This is a genomic window from Streptomyces mexicanus (assembly GCF_902506575.1).
GTDB lineage: Bacteria > Actinomycetota > Actinomycetes > Streptomycetales > Streptomycetaceae > Streptomyces > Streptomyces mexicanus.
In genome coordinates, this window is record NZ_LR732544.1 from 1,690,994 (window position 1) to 1,712,835 (window position 21,842).

The following is a 21,842-nucleotide window of genomic DNA, read 5'->3' on the forward strand; positions in this document are numbered from 1 at the left end:
GCCCCAGCGCCAAGGAGTGGACCCGGTGCGGGTGCGCCTGCCCGCGGGCGGGCCGTGGGCCACCGTGCGGGAACACCTGGTGGAGCGGCTGTCGGGAGCCGAGCCCGGGGCGGTGGAGGCCATGCTGCGCGCCGGGGAGATCGTCGGGGCGGACGGCCGGGCGGTGGCGCCGGACGCGCCGTACGAGCCGGGCCTGTGCGTGTGGTTCCACCGGCGGCTGCCCGAGGAGGTGCCGGTGCCCTTCCCGCTGCACGTCGTCCACCGCGACGAGCACCTCGTCGTCGTGGACAAGCCGCACTTCCTGGCCACCACCCCGCGCGGCGCGCACGTCACCGAGACGGCGCTGGCGCGGCTGCGCCGCGAGCTGGGCACCCCCCCCCTCAGCGCCGCGCACCGCCTGGACCGCCTCACCGCGGGACTGGTGCTGTTCACGGTGCGCCCGGAGGAACGCGGCCGGTACCAGACGCTGTTCCGCGACCGGCGGGGGCGCCAGGAGTACGAGGCCGGCGCCCCGTACGACCCGGCCCTCGCCCGGCCGCGCACGGTACGCAGCCGGATCGTGAAGGAGCGCGGGGTGCTGCCCGCGCGGGAGGTGCCGGGCGAGCCCACCGCGGTCACCCACGTCACTGTCGTCGAGCCCCGCCCCGCCGACGGGCTCGCCCGCTACCGGCTGGTCCCCGACACCGGGCAGACCCACCAGCTGCGGGTGCACATGAGCGCGCTGGGCGTGCCGATCCTCGGCGATCCGCTGTACCCGCGGGTGACCGGCCCCGTCCCGGCCGACGACTTCCGGCGCCCGCTGCAACTGCTGGCGCGGACACTGGAGTTCACCGATCCGGTCACGGGGGCGGCCCACCGGTTCCGCAGTGGCCGGGTGCTGCAGGCCTGGGAGTGCCCGACGGAGTGGGCCGGTCAGTGACGGCGCCACCAGCGCGCGAGGCGCTGCCAGGGGCCGCGCGGACGGCCCCGGCCGGCCTCCGGGGGCAGGTGTGCCCCGACCGGTCCGGTCTCCGCGGCGCCCGCCTTCCCGGCCGGGGCGGCGGTGCGGACCGCGCCGACGGCGGCCGGTGCCGGCTCGGGTCCGGGCCCGGCGGCCCGCCGCCGCTCACCGGGCACACCGTCCGGCGCCCGGCCCGCCTCGGACGCCGGGACCGCCCCTGACGCGGCCCGTACGGTGCTGATCTCCCAGGCGGCGCGCGGCTGCGGCACCGGCATCGGGGTGTGCGTCGGCAGCGACTTGACGTCCTGCTGCGGCTGCGGGGTGAACCGCACCGGCAGCTCCACCAGGTGCTGCGAGGCGATCGACTCCGTCCAGCGCAGGTCCTCCTCGGCGCAGTCCAGGCGCACGTCCGTCAGCCGCATCAGCAGCATGTCCACGCCGACGTCGGCGAGGGCGCGGCCGATGTCCTGGCCCGGGCACTCGTGCGGTCCTCCACTGAAGGCCAGGTGGGAACGGTTGCCCTGCATGTCGGCGGTCGGGTCGGGCCGCACCCGCGGGTCGACGTTGCCGGGTGCGATGCCGAGCAGCAGCCCGTCGCCCTCGCGGATGCGCCGGCCGCCGAGTTCGGTGTCCTGCTTGGCGAAGTAGGCGAAGATGGTGCTGAACGGCGGCTCGTCCCACAGGGACTGCTCGACCGCCTGGGGCACGGGCATCTGCCCGCCGTTGAGCTGGGCGCGGAAACCGGGGTCGGTGAGCACCCGGCGCAGGGTGTTGGCCAGGAGATTGGCGGTCGCCTCGTAGGCGGCGATGAGCACCAGCCGCAGGTGCTGGGCGACCTCGTCGTCGTCCAGGCCGGCCGGGTGCCGGACGAGGTGGCCGGCGAAGTCCTCCTCGGGCCGGCTGCGGCTGCGGGCGACGAGCCGGCGCAGGCAGTCCATGATGTACTCGTTGCTGGCGATCGCGGTCTCGGTGCCCTTGAGCATGTCGCGGGCGGCCTGCACGATCCGGTCGTCGTACTCGTCGGCCATGCCGAGAATGTCGCACATCACCGCCATCGGCAGGTGCTCGGCGAACTGGCCGACCAGTTCCGCCCGGCCGGTCTCGCAGAACCGGTTGACCAGGCGCTGGGTGGCGCGGCCGATGACGCGGCGCAGACTGCGCGGGTCGATGGTCTGCATGGCGGCGGTGACGGCGCCGCGCAGCCGCTTGTGCTCGTCGCCCTCGGCGTGCGAGCAGATGGGCTGCCAGGCGATGTGCGGCATCAGCGGATGGTCCGGCTTGACCATGCCGTCCTTCAGCGGCGTCCAGATGCGGCTGTCACGGGTGAACTGCGCGGGCGTGCGCACCATGTGCAGGTTCTCGGCGTGGCCGAGGACCACCCAGATGGGTACGTCGTCGTGGAGCAGCACGGGCGCCACCGGGCCGTACTCCTCCCGCAGCCGTTCGTACAGCTCGCGCAGGTCGGGAGCCTCGTGGAGCCGGTGCAGCCCGCCGGGGCCGAGGCCGTGCGCGGGGCAGCCGGGAGGCGGATCGAGGGTCCGGTCGCCGGGACCGGCCGGGAAACTGGTGTCAGAGGTCACAGCGGTCGCTTTCGGAGAACGTCCAGGGCAGGGGGGGTCAGGCGCGGGAGCGGGCCAGGGCGAGGGAGGGCAGGGAGCGCATCAGGGTCATCAGCACGTCCCGGCTGGAGGCGCGGCGGCGCACATCGCACTCGATCATCGGGATCTCCTCCGACAGATCGAGCGCCTTGCGCAGCTCGGAGACGGGGTAACGGGGCGCGTCGGGGAAGGAGTTGATGGCCACGACGAAGGGCACCCCGCGTTCCTCCAGCCGCCCCATCACGTCGAAACTGACCTCCAGGCGGCGGGTGTCGACCAGCACGACCGCGCCCAGCGCCCCTTCGAACAGGCCGTTCCACAGGAACCAGAAGCGTTCCTGTCCGGGGGTGCCGAAGAGGTACAGCACCAGCTGGTCGGTGATGCTGATGCGGCCGAAGTCCATGGCCACGGTGGTGGCCGTCTTGGACTCGGAGCCGTAGTTGTCGTCCACGCCGATGCCGGCCTGGGTCATGGTCTCCTCGGTCGTCAGCGGCCTGATCTCGCTGACCGAGCCGACCATCGTCGTCTTGCCGACCCCGAAGCCGCCCACGATGACGATCTTCACCGCGGCCTGGGCCGTGTGCGGCAGATGGTCCTCGGTGCGCGGGCCGGGGAGGGTGTCAGAGCCGTTGAAGTCCATGCATCACCGCTTCGAGGAGGGAACGGTCGGGTACCGCCTGGCGGACGATCGGGGCCCGCGCCTGCACCAGCTCGGCCGTCAGCAGCTCGGTGATCAGGACCGTCATCGCGCTGAACGGCAGGTTCAGGTAGGCGGACAGCTCGGCCACGGACAGCGGCGCGGCGCACAGCCGCAGCACGGCCGTCTGCTCGGGTGTGGCGGACGGCGGCGGGTCGGCGCGGGCCACGATCAGCGTCACCAGGTCCAGGGCGGCGCGGGCGCCGTCCTCGTCCGCGCCGGCGACGACGTACAGCCGTTCGGGGTTCTTCGCCTCGCCCTGCCGCTCGGGTTTGGCGGGCGGCGGCGGTTCCTGTGCGGGATAGCGCCTCTGGCGCCGCGGAGGCGTCATACGGTCTGCCCGGAGCGCCGGGGCGGACTGGTCAGATGGGATCCGATGCGGACCACGAGGTCGCGCATGTGGGCGCTCATCGTGCCCGGTTCGGTCCGTACGTCGGCCAGCACCGCGAGGTAGGCGTTGGCGCCGGCGGACATCAGGTAGAAGTAGCCGCCGTCGATCTCGATGACCACCAGCTTCATCCGGCCGTCGCTGTCGGGGATCTCCACGGCGACCGCGCCGGCCAGGCTCTGCAGTCCGGCGCAGGCCGCGGCGACCCGGTCGGCGCTGTCGGGTTCGCCGCCGTAGCGGGCGATGCGCAGACCGTCGGCGGAGAGCACCACGATCATCTCGATGCCCGGTACGGAGTCGTGCAGTTCCTTGAGCATCCAGTCGAAGTTGGCTCGCTGCTGGATCACTTGGGGTCCCCCTCGTCATCGGCCCCGTCGCGGGCCGGCTTCTCGATCAGGTGCAGGAATGCGGTCGGGTCCTGGGTGAACGCGGTCGGGTCGGGGCCCGGGTTGTCCTTCTTCAGCCCCTCCCAGAACGCCTCCACCCACATGCCCGGCGGCGGTTCCTCCTTCGCGGGCGCGGGCTCCGGTTCGGGGGTGGGCCACACCGACCGGCCCTCCTGCTCGGCGCGCTCGGCGGCGGCCTGTTCGGCGATGCGCTGGCTGAGCGGGATCTTGACCCGGCTGCGGCGCTGCGGCAGCCCGTTGGCCGTCCACTCGGTGACCTCGGGGACGTCGTCCTCCAGGGACACCGAGGCGGGGATGCGGGGGCTGGTGGGGCGGCGCTTCTTCGGGGTGCGCTTGGGTCCCTCCACGGCGTCCAGGCCCGGCTTGGGGATGGAGGTGATGCCGATGCCGTGGGCGAGCCCGGGGGCGGGCTCGGTGGTCATCATGGCGCTGGGCACGACCAGGACGGCGCGGACACCGCCGTAGGCGGAGGGCCGCAGCGAGACGTCCATCTTGTACTGCTTGCACAGCCGGCCCACGACCGCCAGGCCCAGGCGCGGTGCCTGACCCAGGTCCTGCAGGTCCATCCCGGCCTTGGCGGCCTCCAGCATCTGCTCGATGCGGTTGCGGGCCTCCTCGTTGAGGTTGACGCCGGCGTCCTCGATCTCGATGGCGACGCCGGTCTGCACCTCGACGGCGGTCACGTGCACCTTGGTGTTGGGCGGGGAGTAGCGGGTGGCGTTGTCGAGGAGTTCGGCCGCGGCGTGGATGACCGGCTCGACGTCGGTGCCCTTGATGTTGACCTTGGCGATGGAGTGCAGCTCGATGCGGCGGTACTCCAGGATGCGGGACATGGCGCCGCGCAGCACGCTGTAGAGGGCGACCGGGTTGGGCCACTGGCGGCCGGGGCGGCCGCCGCCGAGGACGGAGATGGAGTCGGCGAGGCGGCCGATCAGCGCGGTGCCGTGGTCGATGCGCAGCAGGTCGTCGAAGACCTCGGGGCTGCGGCCGTGGTCCTCCTCCATCTCCCGCAGTTCCTTGGCCTGCTGGTGGACGATCGCCTGGACGCGGCGCGCGATGCTGACGAAGGAGCGCTGCGTGGAGTCGCGCATGTTCTCCTCGTGGTCGACGATCTTGAGGATCGTGCGGACCACGGTGCGCTGCGACTCGGGGATCCGGCACCACTCGGGGTCGCCGTCGATGACGTCGCGCATGACCTCCTGGGGGGTGTGGTCGGCGCGCAGGTGGGCGATCGCCGCCGGGATGATCTCGTTGCCGAGGTAGGCGATCTGCTCGTCGTGGAGGGCGATGCGCCGTTCCAGGTACGTGGTGTGGTCGGCGTACTGGGCGCGCAGGTCGCGCAGGGCACGGCCGCGGCGCACCGCCTCGGTGCCGGCCGCGAGCACCAGGACGGTGGCGACGGCGCCGCAGCAGCCGACGGCCGGCCGGGCCGAGTCCGTCACCAGGGCGACGGCGGCTCCGCAGGCCGCCGCCATCACTATGGCCGGCAGCAACAGCACGCGAATTACGGAAAGTTCACGGCCGCCGGGGGGCGATTGAACACTCACCATGTAAGCCCTCTGAGACGAATCGGCTGGGGTCGGGGGTGGCTTCCCGTGGGGTAGGGCATGGAACTGTCGGGTGTCTTCGGAAAATTGGGGAACAAGCGCACAAATCCGCAGCAGCGGGGGGCGGTGGGGGGGGGCTGGGCCGGACGGGGTCACCGGGGTGTCGTCGGCGCGGACCGCCGGAATGGGGGCCGGGGACGGGAGGACCCGGGGGGGATTTGCGGGGGGGCGGGTCGTTCGGGGGGGGGGCGGGGGGGCGCGGGGGGGGGGGGGGGGGCGGCCGGCGGGGGGGGGGGGGGCGGGGGGGGGCGGGCGGGGGCGGGGGGGGGGCGCGCACCGGCACGCCCCTCACGCCGGGTTGACCCGCGTCACCCGACCGACGAGTAGGCGACCACGCCCCGCAGCAGCCCGTCGACCGCCTTGCGGGCGTTCTTCGCCACCGTGGAGTTCTCGGTGGGGGCCGCCGCCGCGATCTGCCCGAGGACGTCGATGACCTGCTTGCACCAGCGCACGAAGTCACCGGCCGGCATCTCCGCCTCGCGCAGCACCTCGTCCAGGCCCTTGCCGGAGGCCCACATGTACGCGGCCCAGGCGAAACCGAGGTCGGGCTCGCGCTGGCCCACGCCCTCGGTCTGGTTGATGCGGAACTCCTCCTCCAGGGCGTCCAAGCGGCCCCAGATGCGCACCATCTCGCCCAGCGCCGCCTTGGCCTTGCCGGAGGGCAGCTTGGGCGCCAGGGCGTCGTCACTGACCCGCGCCTCGTACACCAACGCCGAGACGCACGCGGCCAGTTCGGCCGGGGCCAGGCCCTCCCAGACCCGCTCGCGCAGGCATTCGCTGGCGAGCAGGTCCAGTTCGCCGTAGAGCCGGGCCAGGCGCTTGCCGTGCTCGGTCACCTCGTTGCCGCGCAGGTAGTCCAGCTCGGTGAGCAGCGCCACGATGCGGTCGAAGGTGCGCGCGATGGTGTTCGTCCGGCCCTCGATGCGACGCTCCAGCTGCTTGGTGTCGCGCAGCAGCCGGTGGTACCGCTCGGCCCAGCGGGCGTGGTCCTCGCGGTCGTCGCAGCCGTGGCAGGGGTGGGCGCGCAGCGCGGTGCGCAGCCGGGCGATCTCCCGGTCGTCGGCCGCCTGGGAACGCCGCTTGCGGTGCCGCTCGGGCGGGATGTGCCCGGCCTTGGTGCGCAGCGCGGAGGCCAGGTCGCGGCGGGACTGCGGGGAGCGGGGGTTGAAGGACTTCGGGATCCGCATCCGGTCCAGCGGCTCCACGGGCACGGGGAAGTCGATGGACGCCAGGCGCTTGACCTGCCGCTCGGCGGTCAGGACCAGCGGGCGCGGCCCGTCGTGGTACTCCAGGCCCCGGTGGCCGCCCGCCCGGCCGGCCGGCAGGCCCGGATCCAGCACCAGCGCCAGGCCCGCGTACTTGCCGGTGGGCACGTGGATGACGTCACCGGGCCTCAGGCGCTCCAGGGCGACGGCGGCCTCGGCGCGCCGCTGGGCGGCGCCCTGCCGGGCCAGCTCGTTCTCCCGGTCCTTCAGCTCGCGGCGCAGCCGCGCGTACTCCTCGAAGTCACCGAGGTGGCAGGTCATCGACTCCTTGTAGCCGGTCAGCCCCTCCTCGTTGCGCTGCACCTGGCGGGAGATGCCCACCACCGACTTGTCCGCCTGGAACTGGGCGAAGGAGGTCTCCAGCAGCTCGCGGGAGCGGTGCCGGCCGAACTGCTCGACCAGGTTGACCGCCATGTTGTACGACGGCTTGAAGCTGGAGCGCAGCGGATAGGTGCGGGTGCCGGCCAGGCCCGCCAGGTGCTCGGGGTTCATCCCGCGCTGCCACAGCACCACCGCGTGACCCTCGACGTCGATGCCGCGGCGTCCGGCGCGGCCGGTGAGCTGCGTGTACTCGCCGGGGGTGATGTCGGCGTGCTGCTCGCCGTTCCACTTGACGAGCTTTTCGAGGACGACGGAGCGGGCCGGCATGTTGATGCCCAGGGCCAGGGTCTCGGTGGCGAACACCGCCTTGACCAGGCCGCGCACGAACAGTTCCTCGACGACCTCCTTGAAGGTCGGCAGCATGCCGGCGTGGTGGGCGGCGATGCCGCGCTCCAGGCCCTCCAGCCACTCGTAGTAGCCGAGGACGTGCAGGTCCTCGGGCGGGATGGACGACGTGCGCTCCTCGACCAGGGCGCGGACCTCCTCCCGCGCCGCCTCGTCGTTCAGCCTGAGGCCCGCGTACAGGCACTGCTGGACGGCCGCCTCGCAGGCGGCGCGGCTGAAGATGAAGGTGATGGCCGGCAGCAGGCCCTCGGCGTCCAGCCGCTCGATGACCTCCGGGCGGCTCGGCGTCCAGATCCGGGAGCGCTGGCGGCGCTCGCGCTCCCGGTCGGCCTCGCGCATGTTCCTGCCGCGCCGCCGGTCCAGGTAGGAGGGGCGGCTGGCCTCCAGGCGGGCCATGCGCAGCAGGTCGGGGTTGACGGCCTTGCGCCGGCCGTCGCCCTCCTCGAACAGGTCGTACATCCGCCGTCCGGCCAGCACGTGCTGGAACAGCGGCACCGGGCGGTGCTCGGAGACGATCACCTCGGTGTCGCCGCGGACGGTGTCCAGCCAGTCACCGAACTCCTCGGCGTTGGACACGGTCGCCGACAGCGACACCAGGGTCACCGACTCGGGCAGGTGGATGATCACTTCCTCCCAGACGGCGCCGCGGAAGCGGTCGGAGAGGTAGTGCACCTCGTCCATGACCACATAGCCGAGGCCGAGCAGGGTCTGGGAGCCGGCGTAGAGCATGTTCCGCAGCACCTCGGTGGTCATCACGACCACCGGGGCGTCGGCGTTGAGGCTGTTGTCGCCGGTGAGCAGGCCCACCTTGCCGCTGCCGTAGCGGCGGCACAGGTCGGAGTACTTCTGGTTCGACAGCGCCTTGATGGGGGTCGTGTAGAAGCACTTCCTGCCCTGCTGCAGGGCGAGGTGGACGGCGAACTCGCCCACGATCGTCTTGCCGGAGCCGGTGGGCGCGGCGACCAGCACGCCCTTTCCCGCCTCGAGGGCCTTGCAGGCCTCGATCTGGAAGGGGTCGAGGCCGAAGTCGTACATCTCGCGGAAACCCGCGAGCGCGGTGGCCTGCTCGGCAGCTCGTCTGCGCGCTGCCGCGTACCGCTCGGCCGGTGAGAGGTCCTCAGTCATCGTGCTTTCGAGCGTACCGGGCCGCACCGACAACCGGACGATCATTATCGCGATCAGCGCCGTTGCCCCTGATCAGGGGCTGGGTCCGCGAGGGGCGGACACGGGGAAGCCGGCCGCGCGCGGTGCGGGCGGCCGGCTTCTCGCGGTGCCTGTGGTGAGGAGGAAGGAGGGGCGGCGGCGGTGTCGCTCAGGTCACGTCGTCGTAGCCGTTGACCCGCTCGGGGCCGGCCTGGTCGGGCAGGGACCGGCTGGCGGCCACGGGTTCGATCTCGCCGATGTCCTCGGGGGTGAGGTCCAGCTCGGAGGCCTCGTCGTCGGCGGGACCCGCCTCGTCGCGAAGGCGCCTGCGGCGGTCGTTGAGCAGGGAGAAGACGACCGCGCCGAAGTACAGCACCCAGATCGGGCCGGCGAGCATCAGCATGGACACCGGGTCCGTGCTGGGCGTGGCGACGGCCGCGAAGACGGTGATGCCCATGATCATCGCCCGCCACCAGCCGAGCATCCGCTTGCCGGTCAGGATGCCGGTGAGGTTCAGCATGATCAGCAGCAGCGGCAGCTCGAACGACAGCCCGAAGACGATCACCATGCGCGTCACCAGCTGGAGCAGGTCGTCCAGCGGCAGCAGGTTGTCGACGTTCTTGGGGGTGAAGTCGATGAGCACCTTGGCCGTGGTGGGCAGCACCTTGTAGGCGAAGAAGCCGCCGCCCAGGAACAGCGGCACGCCGGTGCCCACGAACGCGTAGGCGTACTTCTTCTCGTGCTGGTGCAGGCCGGGGGCGACGAACGCCCACAGCTGGTACAGCCACACCGGCGAGGCGACCACGATGCCCGCGACGAAGGAGACCTGCAGGGCCAGGGTGAAGGGGGCCAGCAGACCGTTGATCGTGATCTGCGCGCACTGGTGGTGGCCGGCGCCCTTGGCGAGCTGTTCGAAGGTGTCGGGGCAGCCGATCGAGTCGAGGATCGGCTTGGTGAGGAAGTTGATGATGTCGTAGTAGAAGAAGGCGGCGACGACCGTCACCACGACGACGGCGAGCAACGCCTTCGCGAGCCGGTTGCGTAGCTCACGAAGATGATCCGCAAGGGGCATCCGCCCCTCGGGATCCTTCTCCTTCTTGCGGGCAGGCTTGAGCAACCCACGTCCTCATCTCGTGCGGCAGGCCGGAACGGTCCGGCCGTGCGTCAGCGCTGGGGGGTGTCCGTCGGCTCGTTGACCGGACGCGAGCTGGTCACGTCTCCGGGAGCGGCCTGGATGGTGCGCTGGGCGGGAGGCTGCTCACCCGGGGCCGGCGACGGGGCGGAGGTGCTGCGGCCCTCTTCCTTCATCGCCTTGGCCTCGCTCTTCAGGATGCGGGCGGACTTGCCCAGCGAGCGCGCCATGTCCGGAAGCTTCTTCGCGCCGAACAGCAGGATGATGACGACGAGGATGAGAATGATCTCGGGGGCTCCGAGCCTTCCGAACATATGTCTATACCTTCTCACCGAGGCGGCTGGGTGGGATGCTGTCCGACCAGTCGGACATGTGCCCGAGCGGTCGCATCTGGCAGCGATCGTAACGCTCAGGGGTGAACACGAGGCAATCCCTGTGCGTACTCCCGTCCGCGGACCGGGCCTCGTTCTCCGGTCCGCGTTCAGCAGCGTACCTGCCGCGAGCGCCGCCGTGACAGGGCGCGGCGGGCCGTGGCGCCCGCCGCGGGCGGCCCATCGGCCGCCGTCCTCCCGCGCTCACAGGGACTTCACCGACCGGGCGGCGCTCACGCTCGCCCGCTCCAGCTCCTCCGCGGCCCGGTTGATACGGCGTGCGGACTCCGTGACCTGCCGCCCGAGCCGCCGGGCCTGAACGAACACCTGGACGGCGAACACCCCGAGGACGGCGAGACCCAGGAATCCCGCGGCTACCGCGCACATCGGCCAGAACATGCCCTCGAGACTAAAGGGTCGAGTGCAGGCGCAGTGTCCTGACCCCCCCCCCGGTGAGCAACTCCACGATCCGCTCGCCGGCCGGCTTGCGGACCGCGGCACCGCATTCGGGGCAGGTGAAGGAGTAGAAGGTGGTGCGGCTGCTGGCGCCGATGGCCAGGCGCAGCGCGCTCGCGGCCAGCTCGAAGCGCCCCCGGCAGTCGGGGCAGCCCGCCCGGAACACCACGGGGGCCACGCTGCGCATTCCGGCGAACGCCGCCGCCACCGACATCCCCGACGTCCCGGACTTCACCGACTCGCTCACAGTCCCTGCTCCTGCCTGTCGAACCGCCTGCCGAACCGTCCGTCCGCCGCCTCGTCCCCCGCGCGCACGCCCCGGGCACCCGGGACGGCCTGGGATTCGGCCCGCTCCACTGCGGGCGTCGCGTCCACCGCGTGACCGGCCTGGAGCGCGTCTGCGGCCTGCGGCGCCGTGCCGGCTCCGGGGCCGCCGCTGGGGCCGACGGCGCCCGTGCCGCCGGTACGGCCAGTGGCGTCCGTGCCGCCGGTACGGCCGATGCCGTCCGTTCCGCCGGTGCGGTCGGGGCCGCCGTCGCTGCCGCCTGTGGGGTCGATGTCGGCGCTGCCGCCCGGGCGGGTGGTGCCGTCGCTGCCGCCCAGGGGGTCGGCGCCGTGGCTGTCGTCCGCCTCGTCGTACGCCGCCAGGGCCGCGCAGGCCGCCTCACGGGCGCTGTCGGCCAGCTCGCGCGGGGCGACGATGCGTCCGTCCCGGCCCAGGCGCAGCGCCAGGCGCCGCAGCGAGGCCGGATCGGGGGTGCGCAGGGTGATCCGCAGTCCGCCGTCGGGCAGCTCCTCGGCGCTGTCGTGCGGGTAGTACTCCGCCACCCAGCGCCCGCCCGGGCCGACCTCCACGACGACCTCGGGGTCCTCGGCGGCCGGCTGCACCAGGGCCTCGGACAGGTCGCGCAGCTCCACCTCGGGCGGTGCGGACGGCTCGTCCAGGATCCTGATCTCCGCCACCCGGTCCAGCCGGAAGGTGCGCCGGGCCTCGGAGCGGCGGCACCAGGCCTCCACGTACGTGTGGCCGACGCTGACCAGGCGGATGGGGTCGATCTCCCGCTCGGTGACCTCGTCGCGGGCCGGTGAGTAGTACCGGATCCACAGTCGGCGGCGCTCGGAGATCGCCCGGTCCACGTCGGCGAAGACCCCGCCCTCGGACTCGAACGTCACCGACAGCCGGGAGCTGGTGCCCGCCGCCTCGCCCGCCGCGGCCTCCACCTTGGCGGTGGCCCGCAGCAGTGCCTGCCGGTCGCTCTCGCGCAGGCCCGGCAGGGTGGCCACCGCGCGGGCCGCCACCAGCAGCGCGGTCGCCTCGTCGGCGGCGAGCCTGAGCGGCTCGGCCGCCTCGGCGCCGAGCGCGGCGGGGTTGTGCCACCAGATGCGCTCGCCGTCGGTGTCGATGTCCAGCAGGTCGCCGCCGCGGAAGCTGGTGCCACACATGGGCAGCACGTCGAGGTCGGAGACCAGCTCCTCCTCGCTGATGCCGAAGGCGCGCGCCACGTCCTCGATCCGCGCGCCGGGCCGCTCCCGCAGATACGTCACCAGCGAGAGCATCCGCCGGGTCTGGTCGATGGCGCTCGCGGGCCTGACCGGTTTGCCTGCCACGGTGTCGCTCGCTCCCCCTCAGCCCTTGGCCACGGCACGCAGCCGGTCCACCACGTCCGCCCGCAGCTCGGCGGGCTCCAGGACCACCACGTCCGGTCCGAACTCCACCAGCCAGGCGTCCAGCCCGTGCCCGTACGGAATCTCCAACTCGTCCCAGCCGTCACCGAGTTCCCGCACGGCGGTGGCCTTCGCCCGAAGGGGGTAACCGGCACCCGAACGCAGCCTGATCCGCGCGGAGCGGTCGGCGATCTCGCCCGCCCAGCTCGCCACGGTCTCCCGGACGGTCACGACGTCCGGCACGGGCGCGGTGAACCGGCCGCCGCGCGAGCGGACCCGGCCGGTGATCCGCGACAGCCGGAACACCCGCTCGGCCCCGCGGTCGCGGTCGAAGCCGGCCAGGTACCAGTGGCCGCGCCAGCACTCCAGCGCCCACGGCTCGACGTGCCGGGTCTCGGGCCGGGCGGCACTGGCCTTGCGGTAGTCGAAGACGACCGGGCGGCGGTCGCGCAGGGCCAGCATCAGCGGCTCGAAGGCGGCCTCGTGCACCGGGAGGCGCGGCTCCAGGGCGCCGTGCGCCTCGTAGGGGTCGACCTCCTCGGGCAGGCCGGCCGCGCGCAGCTTCTGCAGGGCGCCGCTGGCGGCACCGGCGAGGCGGGCCTGCTGCCACACCTTGGCGGCCAGGCCCAGCGCGGCGGCCTCCTCGGCGTCCAGGGTGATGGGCGGCAGCCGGTTGCTGTCGCGGCGGGCCAGGTAGCCGACCTCGCCGTCCAGGCTCTCGACGGTCTCGATGACCAGGCCCAGCTCGCGCAGGTCGTCCTTGTCCCGCTCGAACATGCGGTTGAAGGCGTCGTCGGAGCCGGCCGTGGACTGCTCCGGCCCGAACGCCTCGACGTAGGCCTCGATGGACTCCCGCAGCTCGCGCTTGCTGAGCGGCCGCCGGGTCCCGAGCAGGCACAGCGCCAGATTCATCAGCCGCTCGGCCTTGGCAATGGCCATCGATGCCCTTCGCCTTCCTTATGGTGCTTACGACCGATGACCGTACCGCTCCCCGGCGCGGAGGCAAAAGCCGAGGCCCGCGCCCGGACAGGGGCGGGCCTCGGTCGATCGGATCCCGCGGGAGATCCGTCATGGGTCGGTCAGACCGCGAGCAGGTCCACGACGAAGATCAGCGTCTCGCCGGGCTTGATCGCCGGGGTCGGGCTCTGGTTGCCGTAGGCGAGGTGGGCCGGGATGGTCAGCTGGCGGCGGCCGCCGACCTTCATGCCCTGCACGCCCTGGTCCCAGCCCTTGATGACGCGGCCGGCGCCCAGCGGGAAGCGGAAGGGGGTGCCCCGGTTCCAGCTGGCGTCGAACTCCTCGCCGGTGCTGAAGGCGACACCCACGTAGTGGACGGTGACCGTCTGGCCGGCCTTCGCCACCTCGCCGTCGCCCTCCCAGATGTCCTTGATCTCGAGGTCCGCCGGGGGCTCGCCGCCCGGGAAGTCGATCTCCGGCTTGTCGATGTTCACGTCTGAAAGCTCCTGCTGTCTACGTCGAAGAACACGGACAGTCTTTCATCCCCGGCCGCGGCACGCTCACGGCGGCGGGGCACGGCGCGGCACGCCCGGGGGACGTACGGCTCAGCCCCCCCCTGTGGACGGCCGCTCCGGACCCTGCGCGCCGGCGCGCGCGGTGGCACGGTGCGCGGTGCACGCGGTGGCACGGCGTGGTGACCCCGGGGCACGGCGTGGTGCCGCCGCATCGCCTACATCGCCGCGAGGATGTCCACGGAGAAGACCATCGTGGAGTCCTTGGTCAGACCGCTGTTCGGCGGCGGGTTGTCGCCGTAGCCCAGGGACGGCGGGATGACGATCAGGACCCGGCTGCCGACCTTCTTGCCGGTCATGCCCTGCGACCAGCCCTTGACGACCTGCTGCAGCGAGAACGAGGTCGGGGCGTGCCGGGCGTAGGTCGAGTCGAACTCCTTGCCCGTGTCCCACACCACGCCCTTGTACTGCACCAGCACGGTGCTGTCGGCCTTGACCGCCGGGCCGTCGCCCTCGATCACGTAGTCGGCGACGAGCTTGTTCGGAGCGGCCTTCTTCGGCACCTGGATGGAGGGGGCCTTGCCGTCGGTGTTGGTGCCGACCTTCGGCAGGGCCGCGTCGCTCGGCGCGACGGCCTTGCCCTTGGCCGAACTGGTGGCGTTGAAGGCGTTCTGCACGTCCACGACGAACACCAGCGTGTCGGTGCCCTTGATGCCCGCCTGCGCGTTGCCCTGCGTGCCGTATCCCCAGGTGGGCGGCACGGAGAACTGCACCCGGCTGCCCACCTTCTTCCCGGCCAGCGCATAGCGCCAGCCGTCGATGATCGTGCCCTGGGCGAGCTGGATGAGCAGCGGGGTCTTGCGGTCGTAGGAGTTGTCGAAGACCTTGCCGGTGTCCCAGATCTGGCCCAGGTAGTGCGCCTGGACGTAGTCGTTCTCCGCCAGGGTGCGGCCGCTGCCCGCGATCAGCGTCTTGACGGCGAGGTCCTTCGACGGCTCGCCACTGCCCTTGGCCACGGTCGGCTTCTGCCCGAACCCGGTGCCGGCGGTGACCGCCGGCAGCGGCCCGGAGACGATCTTCGGCGGCGGCGCGGCGGACGTGGCCGAGGGGGACGGGGACGGCGACGGGCTGTCGTCGGTCGTGCCCGAGGCGGCCTTGTCGTTGCCGCAGGCGGCCAGCGTGACCAGTCCCGCGGGGACGGAGAGAAGAAGAGAGCGTCGGCGCACGGTGGGGCCTCGTAATCGATCGGTCGTGTTGATGGCGTGCGCGCAACTCTACGGTGCGAGAAGGGCGCCGCACGTGAAACGTACGGCGCCCGTGTTGCGTTCCGACGGCGGTCCCCCACTCGGATGAATTTCCCAAGTGGGGGACCTTTCCGACATCGCGCCCGGTGTCCCGGGCGGGTCACATTCCGGCGATCAGCTTCTCCACCCGGTCGTCCACCGAACGGAACGGGTCCTTGCACAACACCGTGCGCTGCGCCTGGTCGTTGAGCTTCAGGTGCACCCAGTCCACGGTGAAGTCCCTGCGCTGTTCCTGCGCCCGCCGGATGAAGTCGCCGCGCAGCCGCGCCCGAGTGGTCTGCGGCGGCACCGACTTGCCCTCGAAGATCTTCAAGTCGTTGCAGACCCGGGCCGCTTGGCCCTTCTTCTCCAGCAGGTAGTACAGGCCACGACGACGGTGGATGTCGTGGTAGGCGAGGTCTATCTGGGCGACCCGCGGATGCGACATGGTCATGTTGTGCTTGGTGCGGTACCGCTCGATGAGCTTGTACTTCATCACCCAGTCGATCTCGGTGTCGATCCGGTCGAGATCCTCGCTCTCGATCGCCTCCAGGGTGCGACCCCACAGCTCCAGCACCCGCTCCACCGTGCCGGTGCGGATGCCGCGGCGCTCGCAGAAGTCCAGCGCCTTCTCGTAGTACTCCCGCTGGACCTCCAGCGCCGAGGCCTCCCGGCCGCTGGCCAGGCGCACCTTGCGGCGGCCCGTGATGTCGTGACTGACCTCGCGGATCGCCCGGATCGGGTTCTCCAGGGTCAGGTCGCGCATCACCGTGCCCGCCTCGATCATGCGCAGCACCAGGTCCGTGGCGCCGACCTTCAGCAGCATCGTCGTCTCGGACATGTTCGAGTCGCCCACGATGACGTGCAGCCGCCGGTAGCGCTCGGCGTCCGCGTGCGGCTCGTCGCGGGTGTTGATGATCGGCCGGGACCGGGTCGTCGCCGAGGAGACGCCCTCCCAGATGTGCTCGGCCCGCTGGCTCACGCAGTACACCGCCCCGCGCGGCGTCTGCAGCACCTTGCCGGCACCGCAGAGCAGCTGTCTCGTGACCAGGAACGGGATGAGGATGTCCGCGAGCCGGGAGAACTCCCCGTGCCGTGCCACCAGGTAGTTCTCATGGCACCCGTAGGAGTTGCCCGCCGAGTCGGTGTTGTTCTTGAACAGGTAGACGTCGCCTGCGATTCCCTCCTCGTGCAGGCGTCGTTCCGCGTCTACCAGGAGTCCTTCCAGAATGCGCTCGCCGGCCTTGTCGTGGGTGACCAGTTCGGTCACGTTGTCACATTCGGGCGTTGCGTATTCCGGATGTGACCCCACGTCGAGATAGAGCCGGGCGCCGTTCCGCAGAAAGACATTGCTGCTGCGGCCCCATGACACGACACGGCGGAAGAGGTACCGCGCCACCTCGTCAGGCGACAGACGGCGCTGTCCCCTGAACGTGCACGTGACGCCGTACTCGTTCTCCAGCCCGAAAATGCGGCGGTCCATGAGTGAACATTACGCCCGATCCCCCGGACTGAAACGGGGTTCGACGGCACGATTTGGATCATTTTCCGATGAAGCCGCAACGACCGCCCGCCCCGCGGGAGCTGTCAGCACCCTCCCCGTGGCCAGCAGCACCAGCAACGACACCGCCCCCGCGGCCCCCGGCACGCCCCGGACGCCGCCATCGCCTCCTCCATGGCCGCCGACGCCCTCACCGCCCTCCGCGGCGACCAGCTGCCCCTGGTCATGCTGGACAGCGACCCCACCGGCAGCCTCGGCGCCGCCACCGTCAACCTCGACATCGCCGACGGCGCCCGCCAGATCGCCCGGCACCTGATCGACCTCGGCCACCGGCACTTCCTGCACCTGGCCGCCGACGTCCCCTCCTGGACCTTCGAGATCCGGGCGAAGGAACTGGCCGCCCGCATCGCCGCCGTACCCGGCACCACGCTGCGCACCGCTCGCGCCCCCATCACCATCGACGACGCCCGCGCCGCCACCCAGGCCGCCCTCAGCGGCCCCGGCCCCCGGCCCACGGCCCTGGTCTGCGACGACGACAAACTCGCCGCCGGCGCCTACAAGGGCCTGCGCCGCCTGGGCCTGCGCGTCCCCGACGACATCTCCGTCACCGGCGTCGACGACCTCGGCCTCGCCACCGCCATCGACCCCGAACTGACCACCGTCCGCCTCGACGCCGAGCTCTTCGGCGAACGGGGCATGCACGCCCTGCTGGCCGTCCTGGAGGGCCGCACACCCGAAGGCGGCGACATTCCCGTGCACCTCGTCGTACGGGGCTCCACGGCCCCGCCAGGGGCCCCCTGAGACGCCGCTGCCCCGGCCGTCCACACCGGCCGGGGCACCCGGAGACCAGACCCTCACGGGTCAGGCGGAACTCACTCCTCCTCGGAGCCTTCGGCGTCCGCGGACTCGGAGCCGTCCTTGGAGGTGTCCACGCCACCGCCCTGCAGCAGCCGGGCCAGCTGCCGACCGGTGATCCGCTTGAACTTGCGCTGCTGCGGACGCGTCCGGTCCAGCACCGCCACCTCCAGACGCTCGGCGGGGATCTCCCGCTCGGTGCCGTTGGTGTCGCGGGACAGGGCCTGCACGGCCAGCTTCAGCGCCTCGGCCAGCGTCATCCCGTCCCGGTGCCGCTGGTCCAGATAGCTGCTGATCTGCTCGGCGTTGCCGCCGACCGCGACCGAACCGTGCTCGTCCACGATCGACCCGTCGTGCGGCAGCCGGTAGATCTGGTCGCCCTCCGGGGTCTCCCCCACCTCGGCGACCACCAGCTCCACCTCGTACGGCTTCTCCGCCGCGCTGGAGAAGATCGTGCCCAGCGTCTGAGCGTAGACGTTGGCCAGACCACGGGCGGTCACATCGCCCCGGTCATAGGTGTAACCCCGCAGGTCGGCGTAGCGGACACCGCCGATGCGCAGGTTCTCGTACTCGTTGTACTTGCCGGCGGCCGCGAACCCGATCCGGTCGTAGATCTCGCTGAACTTGTGCAGCGCCCGGGACGGATTCTCACCGACGAACACGATCCCGTCGGCATACTGCAGCACGACCAGGCTGCGACCCCGGGCGATGCCCTTGCGGGCGTACTCCGCCCGGTCGGCCATGGCCTGCTGAGGTGAGACATAGAACGGCGTCGACACCGGTTATCCGTCCCTTTCTGTAGAAGTCACTGGATCACCCTGAACAAGAAGCCGGCCGCCCGGCTACAGCAGCGCGGCCCGCGGGCCGTCGGGCTGCTCCAGCCGCCGCTGCAGCACCGAACGGGCGATCTCGGACGCCTCGTCCTCGGTGAGCCGGCGGAAGCCGTCCTCGGTGATCACGGTGACGATCGGATAGATCCGGCGGGCGACATCGGGACCACCGGTCGCCGAGTCGTCGTCTGCCGCGTCGTACAGGGCCTGCACCACCAAGGTGGTGGCCTCTTCCTCGCTCAGGTCCTCACGGTAGAGCTTCTTCATCGAACCGCGCGCGAAGATCGAACCGGAGCCCGTGGCCGCGTAGCCGTGCTCCTCGCTGCGGCCGCCGGTGACGTCGTACGAGAAGATCCGGCCCTTTTCACGGTCCAGGTCGTAGCCCGCGAACAGCGGGACCACGGCCAGGCCCTGCATGGCCATGCCCAAGTTGGAGCGGATCATGGTCGACAGCCGGTTCGCCTTGCCCTCCAGCGACAGCTGTGTCCCCTCCACCTTCTCGAAGTGCTCCAGCTCCAGCTGGAACAGCTTCACCATCTCCACGGCGATACCGGCCGTGCCGGCGATACCCACGGCCGAGTACTCGTCCGCCGGGAACACCTTCTCGATGTCCCGCTGCGCGATGACGTTCCCCATCGTCGCCCGGCGGTCACCGGCCAGCACCACACCACCCGGGAAGGTCACGGCCACGATCGTCGTGCCGTGCGGCGCCTCGATCGCGCCCTGGATGGCCGGCAGCTGCCGGTTGCCGGGAAGCAGCTCCGGCTGGTGCTCGGCAAGGAAGTCCATGAAGGAGGAGGACCCAGGCGTCAGGAAGGCAGCTGGTAGACGCCCGGTGCTACGAGTGTTGGCTTCCACGCGATTCCTTCCACGTAAGCAGCAGCCCGCCTTATGGCATCGGGCCGATCCTTGAACTGCCCCAGCGCAGCGTTGCAGCTGAAGCACAGTACGCCACGGACCCTACCCGTCTCATGGCAGTGATCCACATGCTCGGGTGGAGCCGACAGACATATACAGCACACGCCGCCCTGCGCGGCGGCCAACCGGTCGCGCTCGGCTTCGGTGAGGCCGTACTGGCGCTTCAGGTGCCCCTGCCTGCCCTGGACGGCGCGGCATGCCTTGCAGCGCGTCGACAGGCCGTCCGACGCAGACGCGTTGCGAGGCCACTCGCTGTGCGGCTTCACCTCACCGCAGGTCCGGCAGAGCTTGTGCCCGGCCGGAACCTCCACCCTTTCCCGGACGGGCTTTCCGAGCACTTCCCGGCGCTGCCGGTAGTGCGCGGCGCTGTACTCCGCCACGCACTCCCGGCAGTGCGCCTGGAGGCCGTCCCGACGATTCCTGTCCCGCGCGAACGCGGCAAGCGGTAGCTCTCGCTTACATTTCGTGCAGTGCTTCGCGTCGGACTCGCCGGCCACTCCCACCCCTTGCGACCTTCACTTCGAAGGAGAAATGGCCTGGACGACCTTCACTCTCCACCCTTTTGCACGAAGCTTCGAACGAAATCCTCGGCATTCTCCTCGAGCACGTCGTCGATCTCGTCCAGGACGGAGTCCACGTCGTCGCTCAGCTTCTCGTGGCGTTCCTTCAGGTCCTCCGCGGCCTGTGCGTCCTGTGCCTGCTCCTCGACCTCCTCGGTCGAGTGCGTGGCCTTCTGCTGCCCGCCGCCGGTGTCCTTCGTTGCCATAACCCTCACCCCGCTCAGTTCGCCCGACATGGTCGGCTTTTCTGCCGATCGGTGATGATCAGACCCTACAAGCCGGGTCCGACATCGGCCCCGCAGTTGGTGCAACGTACGGGGTCCCTCTCGATGATTCCCGGTCGCCGGGGTTTCCACCCCGTGCGGCCGGTCCGGTCCGGGTACCCGCTCAGCCGCCCGAGAGGACCCGCACCAGGTCCTCTGCGGTGCGGCAGCGGTCCAGCAGTTCCTTGACGTGGTTACGCGTTCCGCGAAGCGGCTCCAGGGTGGGCACGCGCTGCAGCGAGTCCCGGCCCGGCAGGTCGAAGATGACCGAGTCCCAGGAGGCCGCGGCCACGTCGTCGGCGTACTGCTCCAGGCAGCGGCCGCGGAAGTAGGCCCTGGTGTCCTCGGGCGGCTTCCTGCGGGCCCTGTCGACCTCGCTCTCGTCCAGCAGGCGCTTCATGCGGCCCCGGGCCACCAGGCGGTTGTACAGGCCCTTGTCGGGGCGTACGTCGGCGTACTGCAGGTCGATCAGGTGCAGCCGGGCGGCGTCCCAGTCGAGGCCGTCGCGGCGGCGGTAGCCCTCCATCAGCTCCCGCTTGGCGACCCAGTCCAGCTCGCCGGCCAGGCTCATGGGGTCCCTCTCCAGGCGGGTGAGGGTGTCCTCCCAGCGGGCCAGGACGTCCTTGGTCTGCTCGTCGGCGTCGGCGCCGAAGCGTTCCTCGACGTACTTGCGGGCCAGCTCGTAGTACTCCATCTGGAGCTGCACCGCGGTCAGGGTCCGGCCGCTGCGGAGCGTGATGACGCGCTTGAGCGAGGGGTCGTGCGAGACCTGGTGCAGGGTGCGCACGGGCTGCTCGACGGCCAGGTCGACCGCGATGAAGCCGTCCTCGATCATGGACAGGACCAGGGAGGTGGTGCCCAGCTTGAGGTAGGTGGAGATCTCGGAGAGGTTGGCGTCGCCGATGATGACGTGCAGGCGGCGGTACTTCTCCGCGTCGGCGTGGGGTTCGTCGCGGGTGTTGATGATCGGCCGCTTCAGCGTCGTCTCCAGGCCCACCTCGACCTCGAAGTAGTCGGCGCGCTGGCTGAGCTGGAAGCCGTGTTCGTGGCCGTCCTGGCCGATGCCGACGCGGCCGGCGCCGGCGAAGACCTGGCGGGAGACGAAGAAGGGCGTGAGGTGGCGCACGATGTCGGAGAAAGCGGTTTCCCGCCTCATCAGGTAGTTCTCGTGCGTGCCGTAGGAGGCGCCCTTGTTGTCGGTGTTGTTCTTGTAGAGGTGGATCGGCTGGGCGCCGGGCAGCTGGGCGGCCCGTTCTGCGGCCTCGGCCATGATCCTTTCGCCTGCCTTGTCCCAGAGCACGGCGTCGCGCGGGTTGGTGACCTCGGGGGCGCTGTACTCGGGGTGGGCGTGGTCGACGTAGAGGCGGGCGCCGTTGGTCAGGATGACGTTGGCCAGGCCGATGTCCTCGTCGGTGAGCTGGCTGGCGTCGGCGGCCTCGCGGGCGAGGTCGAAGCCGCGGGCGTCCCGCAGCGGGTTCTCCTCCTCGAAGTCCCAGCGGGCCCGGCGGGCCCGGTGCATCGCCGCCGCGTAGGCGTTGACGATCTGGGACGAGGTGAGCATGGCATTGGCGTTCGGGTGACCGGGGACGGAGATCCCGTACTCCGTCTCGATGCCCATCACTCGCCGTACGGTCATGCGGCCCTCCTTGCCCGGCGGCGCCCTCGGTCGTGGGCGTCGCTCAAGTACCGCTGGTGCCCGGGTGCCTGTGCGGTGCCCGTCCCCGCACTGCGCGACCCGGCGGTAGGAACGAGCCTAGAACGCCTTTGC

20 protein-coding genes and 3 pseudogenes are annotated in these 21,842 nt (G+C 71.4%); 2 read left to right on the forward strand and 21 right to left on the reverse strand.

Annotated elements, in window-relative coordinates; translation table 11 throughout:
* A partial coding sequence (locus GV126_RS07600) for a pseudouridine synthase (RefSeq protein WP_201299812.1) occupies positions 1-919 on the forward strand: 919 nt, incomplete at its 5' end.
* Here GV126_RS07600 and GV126_RS07605 read toward each other — a convergent pair.
* From GV126_RS07605 to GV126_RS07685, 16 genes and pseudogenes are all read right to left on the reverse strand, one after another.
* Positions 913-2,520 carry a cytochrome P450 gene (locus tag GV126_RS07605; RefSeq protein ID WP_159663856.1) on the reverse strand — a complete coding sequence of 536 codons (1,608 nt, stop codon included), beginning with the start codon at positions 2,518-2,520 and terminating at the stop codon, positions 913-915. The genes GV126_RS07600 and GV126_RS07605 overlap by 7 nt on opposite strands.
* A 37-nt stretch (positions 2,521-2,557) precedes the next feature.
* Complete coding sequence (locus GV126_RS07610) at positions 2,558-3,178, reverse strand: GTP-binding protein (RefSeq protein WP_159663858.1); 621 nt, start codon at positions 3,176-3,178, stop codon at positions 2,558-2,560.
* On the reverse strand, positions 3,159-3,566 hold the full coding sequence (locus GV126_RS07615) for a DUF742 domain-containing protein (protein WP_159663860.1): 408 nt from the start codon (positions 3,564-3,566) through the stop codon (positions 3,159-3,161). The genes GV126_RS07610 and GV126_RS07615 overlap by 20 nt, the downstream gene beginning before the upstream one ends.
* Positions 3,563-3,970, reverse strand: a complete 408-nt coding sequence (locus tag GV126_RS07620) for a roadblock/LC7 domain-containing protein (RefSeq protein ID WP_159663862.1) — start codon at positions 3,968-3,970, stop codon at positions 3,563-3,565. Before GV126_RS07620 ends, GV126_RS07615 begins: the two co-directional genes overlap by 4 nt.
* Positions 3,967-5,580 (reverse strand): sensor histidine kinase, encoded by a 1,614-nt coding sequence (locus GV126_RS07625; protein ID WP_159663864.1) that lies wholly within the window; start codon positions 5,578-5,580, stop codon positions 3,967-3,969. The genes GV126_RS07620 and GV126_RS07625 overlap by 4 nt, the downstream gene beginning before the upstream one ends.
* 365 nt (positions 5,581-5,945) lie before the next feature.
* The gene (locus GV126_RS07635; protein WP_159663866.1) at positions 5,946-8,798 is read right to left on the reverse strand and encodes a DEAD/DEAH box helicase; all 2,853 of its coding nucleotides are present in this window, start codon (positions 8,796-8,798) and stop codon (positions 5,946-5,948) included.
* A 142-nt stretch (positions 8,799-8,940) separates the two neighbouring features.
* Positions 8,941-9,888, reverse strand: coding sequence for a twin-arginine translocase subunit TatC (gene tatC, locus GV126_RS07640; RefSeq protein ID WP_159663868.1), 948 nt, complete (start codon positions 9,886-9,888; stop codon positions 8,941-8,943).
* Between the two features lie 47 nt (positions 9,889-9,935).
* A complete protein-coding gene (gene tatA, locus GV126_RS07645) occupies positions 9,936-10,217 on the reverse strand; it encodes a Sec-independent protein translocase subunit TatA (RefSeq protein ID WP_159663870.1) in 282 nt (93 codons plus the stop codon).
* 261 nt (positions 10,218-10,478) lie between these two features.
* The gene (locus tag GV126_RS07650) at positions 10,479-10,673 is read right to left on the reverse strand and encodes a hypothetical protein (protein ID WP_159663872.1); all 195 of its coding nucleotides are present in this window, start codon (positions 10,671-10,673) and stop codon (positions 10,479-10,481) included.
* Positions 10,674-10,683: 10 nt separating this feature from the next.
* The gene (locus GV126_RS07655) at positions 10,684-10,977 is read right to left on the reverse strand and encodes a hypothetical protein (RefSeq protein WP_159663874.1); all 294 of its coding nucleotides are present in this window, start codon (positions 10,975-10,977) and stop codon (positions 10,684-10,686) included.
* 365 nt (positions 10,978-11,342) lie between these two features.
* Positions 11,343-12,338, reverse strand: a pseudogene (locus GV126_RS07660) (helix-turn-helix transcriptional regulator); the annotation flags it as partial.
* A gap of 18 nt (positions 12,339-12,356) precedes the next feature.
* On the reverse strand, positions 12,357-13,334 hold the full coding sequence (locus GV126_RS07665; protein WP_159663876.1) for a helix-turn-helix transcriptional regulator: 978 nt from the start codon (positions 13,332-13,334) through the stop codon (positions 12,357-12,359).
* 140 nt (positions 13,335-13,474) lie between these two features.
* Positions 13,475-13,846, reverse strand: a complete 372-nt coding sequence (locus tag GV126_RS07670) for an FKBP-type peptidyl-prolyl cis-trans isomerase (RefSeq protein ID WP_028422926.1) — start codon at positions 13,844-13,846, stop codon at positions 13,475-13,477.
* A 236-nt stretch (positions 13,847-14,082) separates the two neighbouring features.
* Positions 14,083-15,090: an FKBP-type peptidyl-prolyl cis-trans isomerase gene (locus GV126_RS07675; protein WP_159663878.1), complete on the reverse strand. Its 1,008-nt coding sequence runs from the start codon at positions 15,088-15,090 to the stop codon at positions 14,083-14,085.
* A 178-nt stretch (positions 15,091-15,268) separates the two neighbouring features.
* Positions 15,269-16,630 (reverse strand): Pup--protein ligase, encoded by a 1,362-nt coding sequence (pafA, locus tag GV126_RS07680; RefSeq protein ID WP_028422924.1) that lies wholly within the window; start codon positions 16,628-16,630, stop codon positions 15,269-15,271.
* A gap of 9 nt (positions 16,631-16,639) precedes the next feature.
* Positions 16,640-16,858, reverse strand: a pseudogene (locus tag GV126_RS07685) (MFS transporter); the annotation flags it as partial.
* Between GV126_RS07685 and GV126_RS07690 the strand changes: the two are divergent.
* Positions 16,796-17,449, forward strand: a pseudogene (locus GV126_RS07690) (LacI family DNA-binding transcriptional regulator); the annotation flags it as partial. The pseudogenes GV126_RS07685 and GV126_RS07690 sit on opposite strands and share 63 nt — an antisense overlap.
* 71 nt (positions 17,450-17,520) lie before the next feature.
* Here the strand turns inward: GV126_RS07690 and prcA are convergent.
* From prcA to dop, 5 genes are all read right to left on the reverse strand, one after another.
* Entirely contained in the window at positions 17,521-18,282 is a 762-nt protein-coding gene (gene prcA, locus GV126_RS07695; RefSeq protein WP_159663880.1) for a proteasome subunit alpha, read from the reverse strand.
* Positions 18,283-18,345: 63 nt separating this feature from the next.
* Positions 18,346-19,191 carry a proteasome subunit beta gene (prcB, locus tag GV126_RS07700; RefSeq protein ID WP_159663882.1) on the reverse strand — a complete coding sequence of 282 codons (846 nt, stop codon included), beginning with the start codon at positions 19,189-19,191 and terminating at the stop codon, positions 18,346-18,348.
* A complete protein-coding gene (locus tag GV126_RS07705) occupies positions 19,143-19,748 on the reverse strand; it encodes an endonuclease VII domain-containing protein (protein ID WP_159663884.1) in 606 nt (201 codons plus the stop codon). The genes prcB and GV126_RS07705 overlap by 49 nt, the downstream gene beginning before the upstream one ends.
* Before the next feature lie 50 nt (positions 19,749-19,798).
* Entirely contained in the window at positions 19,799-20,017 is a 219-nt protein-coding gene (locus tag GV126_RS07710; RefSeq protein WP_028422918.1) for a ubiquitin-like protein Pup, read from the reverse strand.
* Positions 20,018-20,198: 181 nt separating this feature from the next.
* Positions 20,199-21,710 carry a depupylase/deamidase Dop gene (dop, locus tag GV126_RS07715; protein ID WP_369123898.1) on the reverse strand — a complete coding sequence of 504 codons (1,512 nt, stop codon included), beginning with the start codon at positions 21,708-21,710 and terminating at the stop codon, positions 20,199-20,201.
* Between the last annotated feature and the right edge of the window lie 132 nt (positions 21,711-21,842).

Coding starts and splice junctions, on each gene's coding strand:
- GV126_RS07610 (WP_159663858.1), bottom strand. CDS start 3,178: ATGGACTTCAACGGCTCTGACACCCTCCCCGGCCCGCGCACCGAGGAC.
- GV126_RS07615 (WP_159663860.1), bottom strand. CDS start 3,566: ATGACGCCTCCGCGGCGCCAGAGGCGCTATCCCGCACAGGAACCGCCG.
- GV126_RS07625 (WP_159663864.1), bottom strand. CDS start 5,580: ATGGTGAGTGTTCAATCGCCCCCCGGCGGCCGTGAACTTTCCGTAATT.
- GV126_RS07635 (WP_159663866.1), bottom strand. CDS start 8,798: ATGATCGTCCGGTTGTCGGTGCGGCCCGGTACGCTCGAAAGCACGATG.
- tatA (WP_159663870.1), bottom strand. CDS start 10,217: ATGTTCGGAAGGCTCGGAGCCCCCGAGATCATTCTCATCCTCGTCGTC.
- GV126_RS07650 (WP_159663872.1), bottom strand. CDS start 10,673: ATGTTCTGGCCGATGTGCGCGGTAGCCGCGGGATTCCTGGGTCTCGCC.
- GV126_RS07665 (WP_159663876.1), bottom strand. CDS start 13,334: ATGGCCATTGCCAAGGCCGAGCGGCTGATGAATCTGGCGCTGTGCCTG.
- pafA (WP_028422924.1), bottom strand. CDS start 16,630: ATGGACCGCCGCATTTTCGGGCTGGAGAACGAGTACGGCGTCACGTGC.
- GV126_RS07710 (WP_028422918.1), bottom strand. CDS start 20,017: ATGGCAACGAAGGACACCGGCGGCGGGCAGCAGAAGGCCACGCACTCG.
- dop (WP_369123898.1), bottom strand. CDS start 21,710: ATGACCGTACGGCGAGTGATGGGCATCGAGACGGAGTACGGGATCTCC.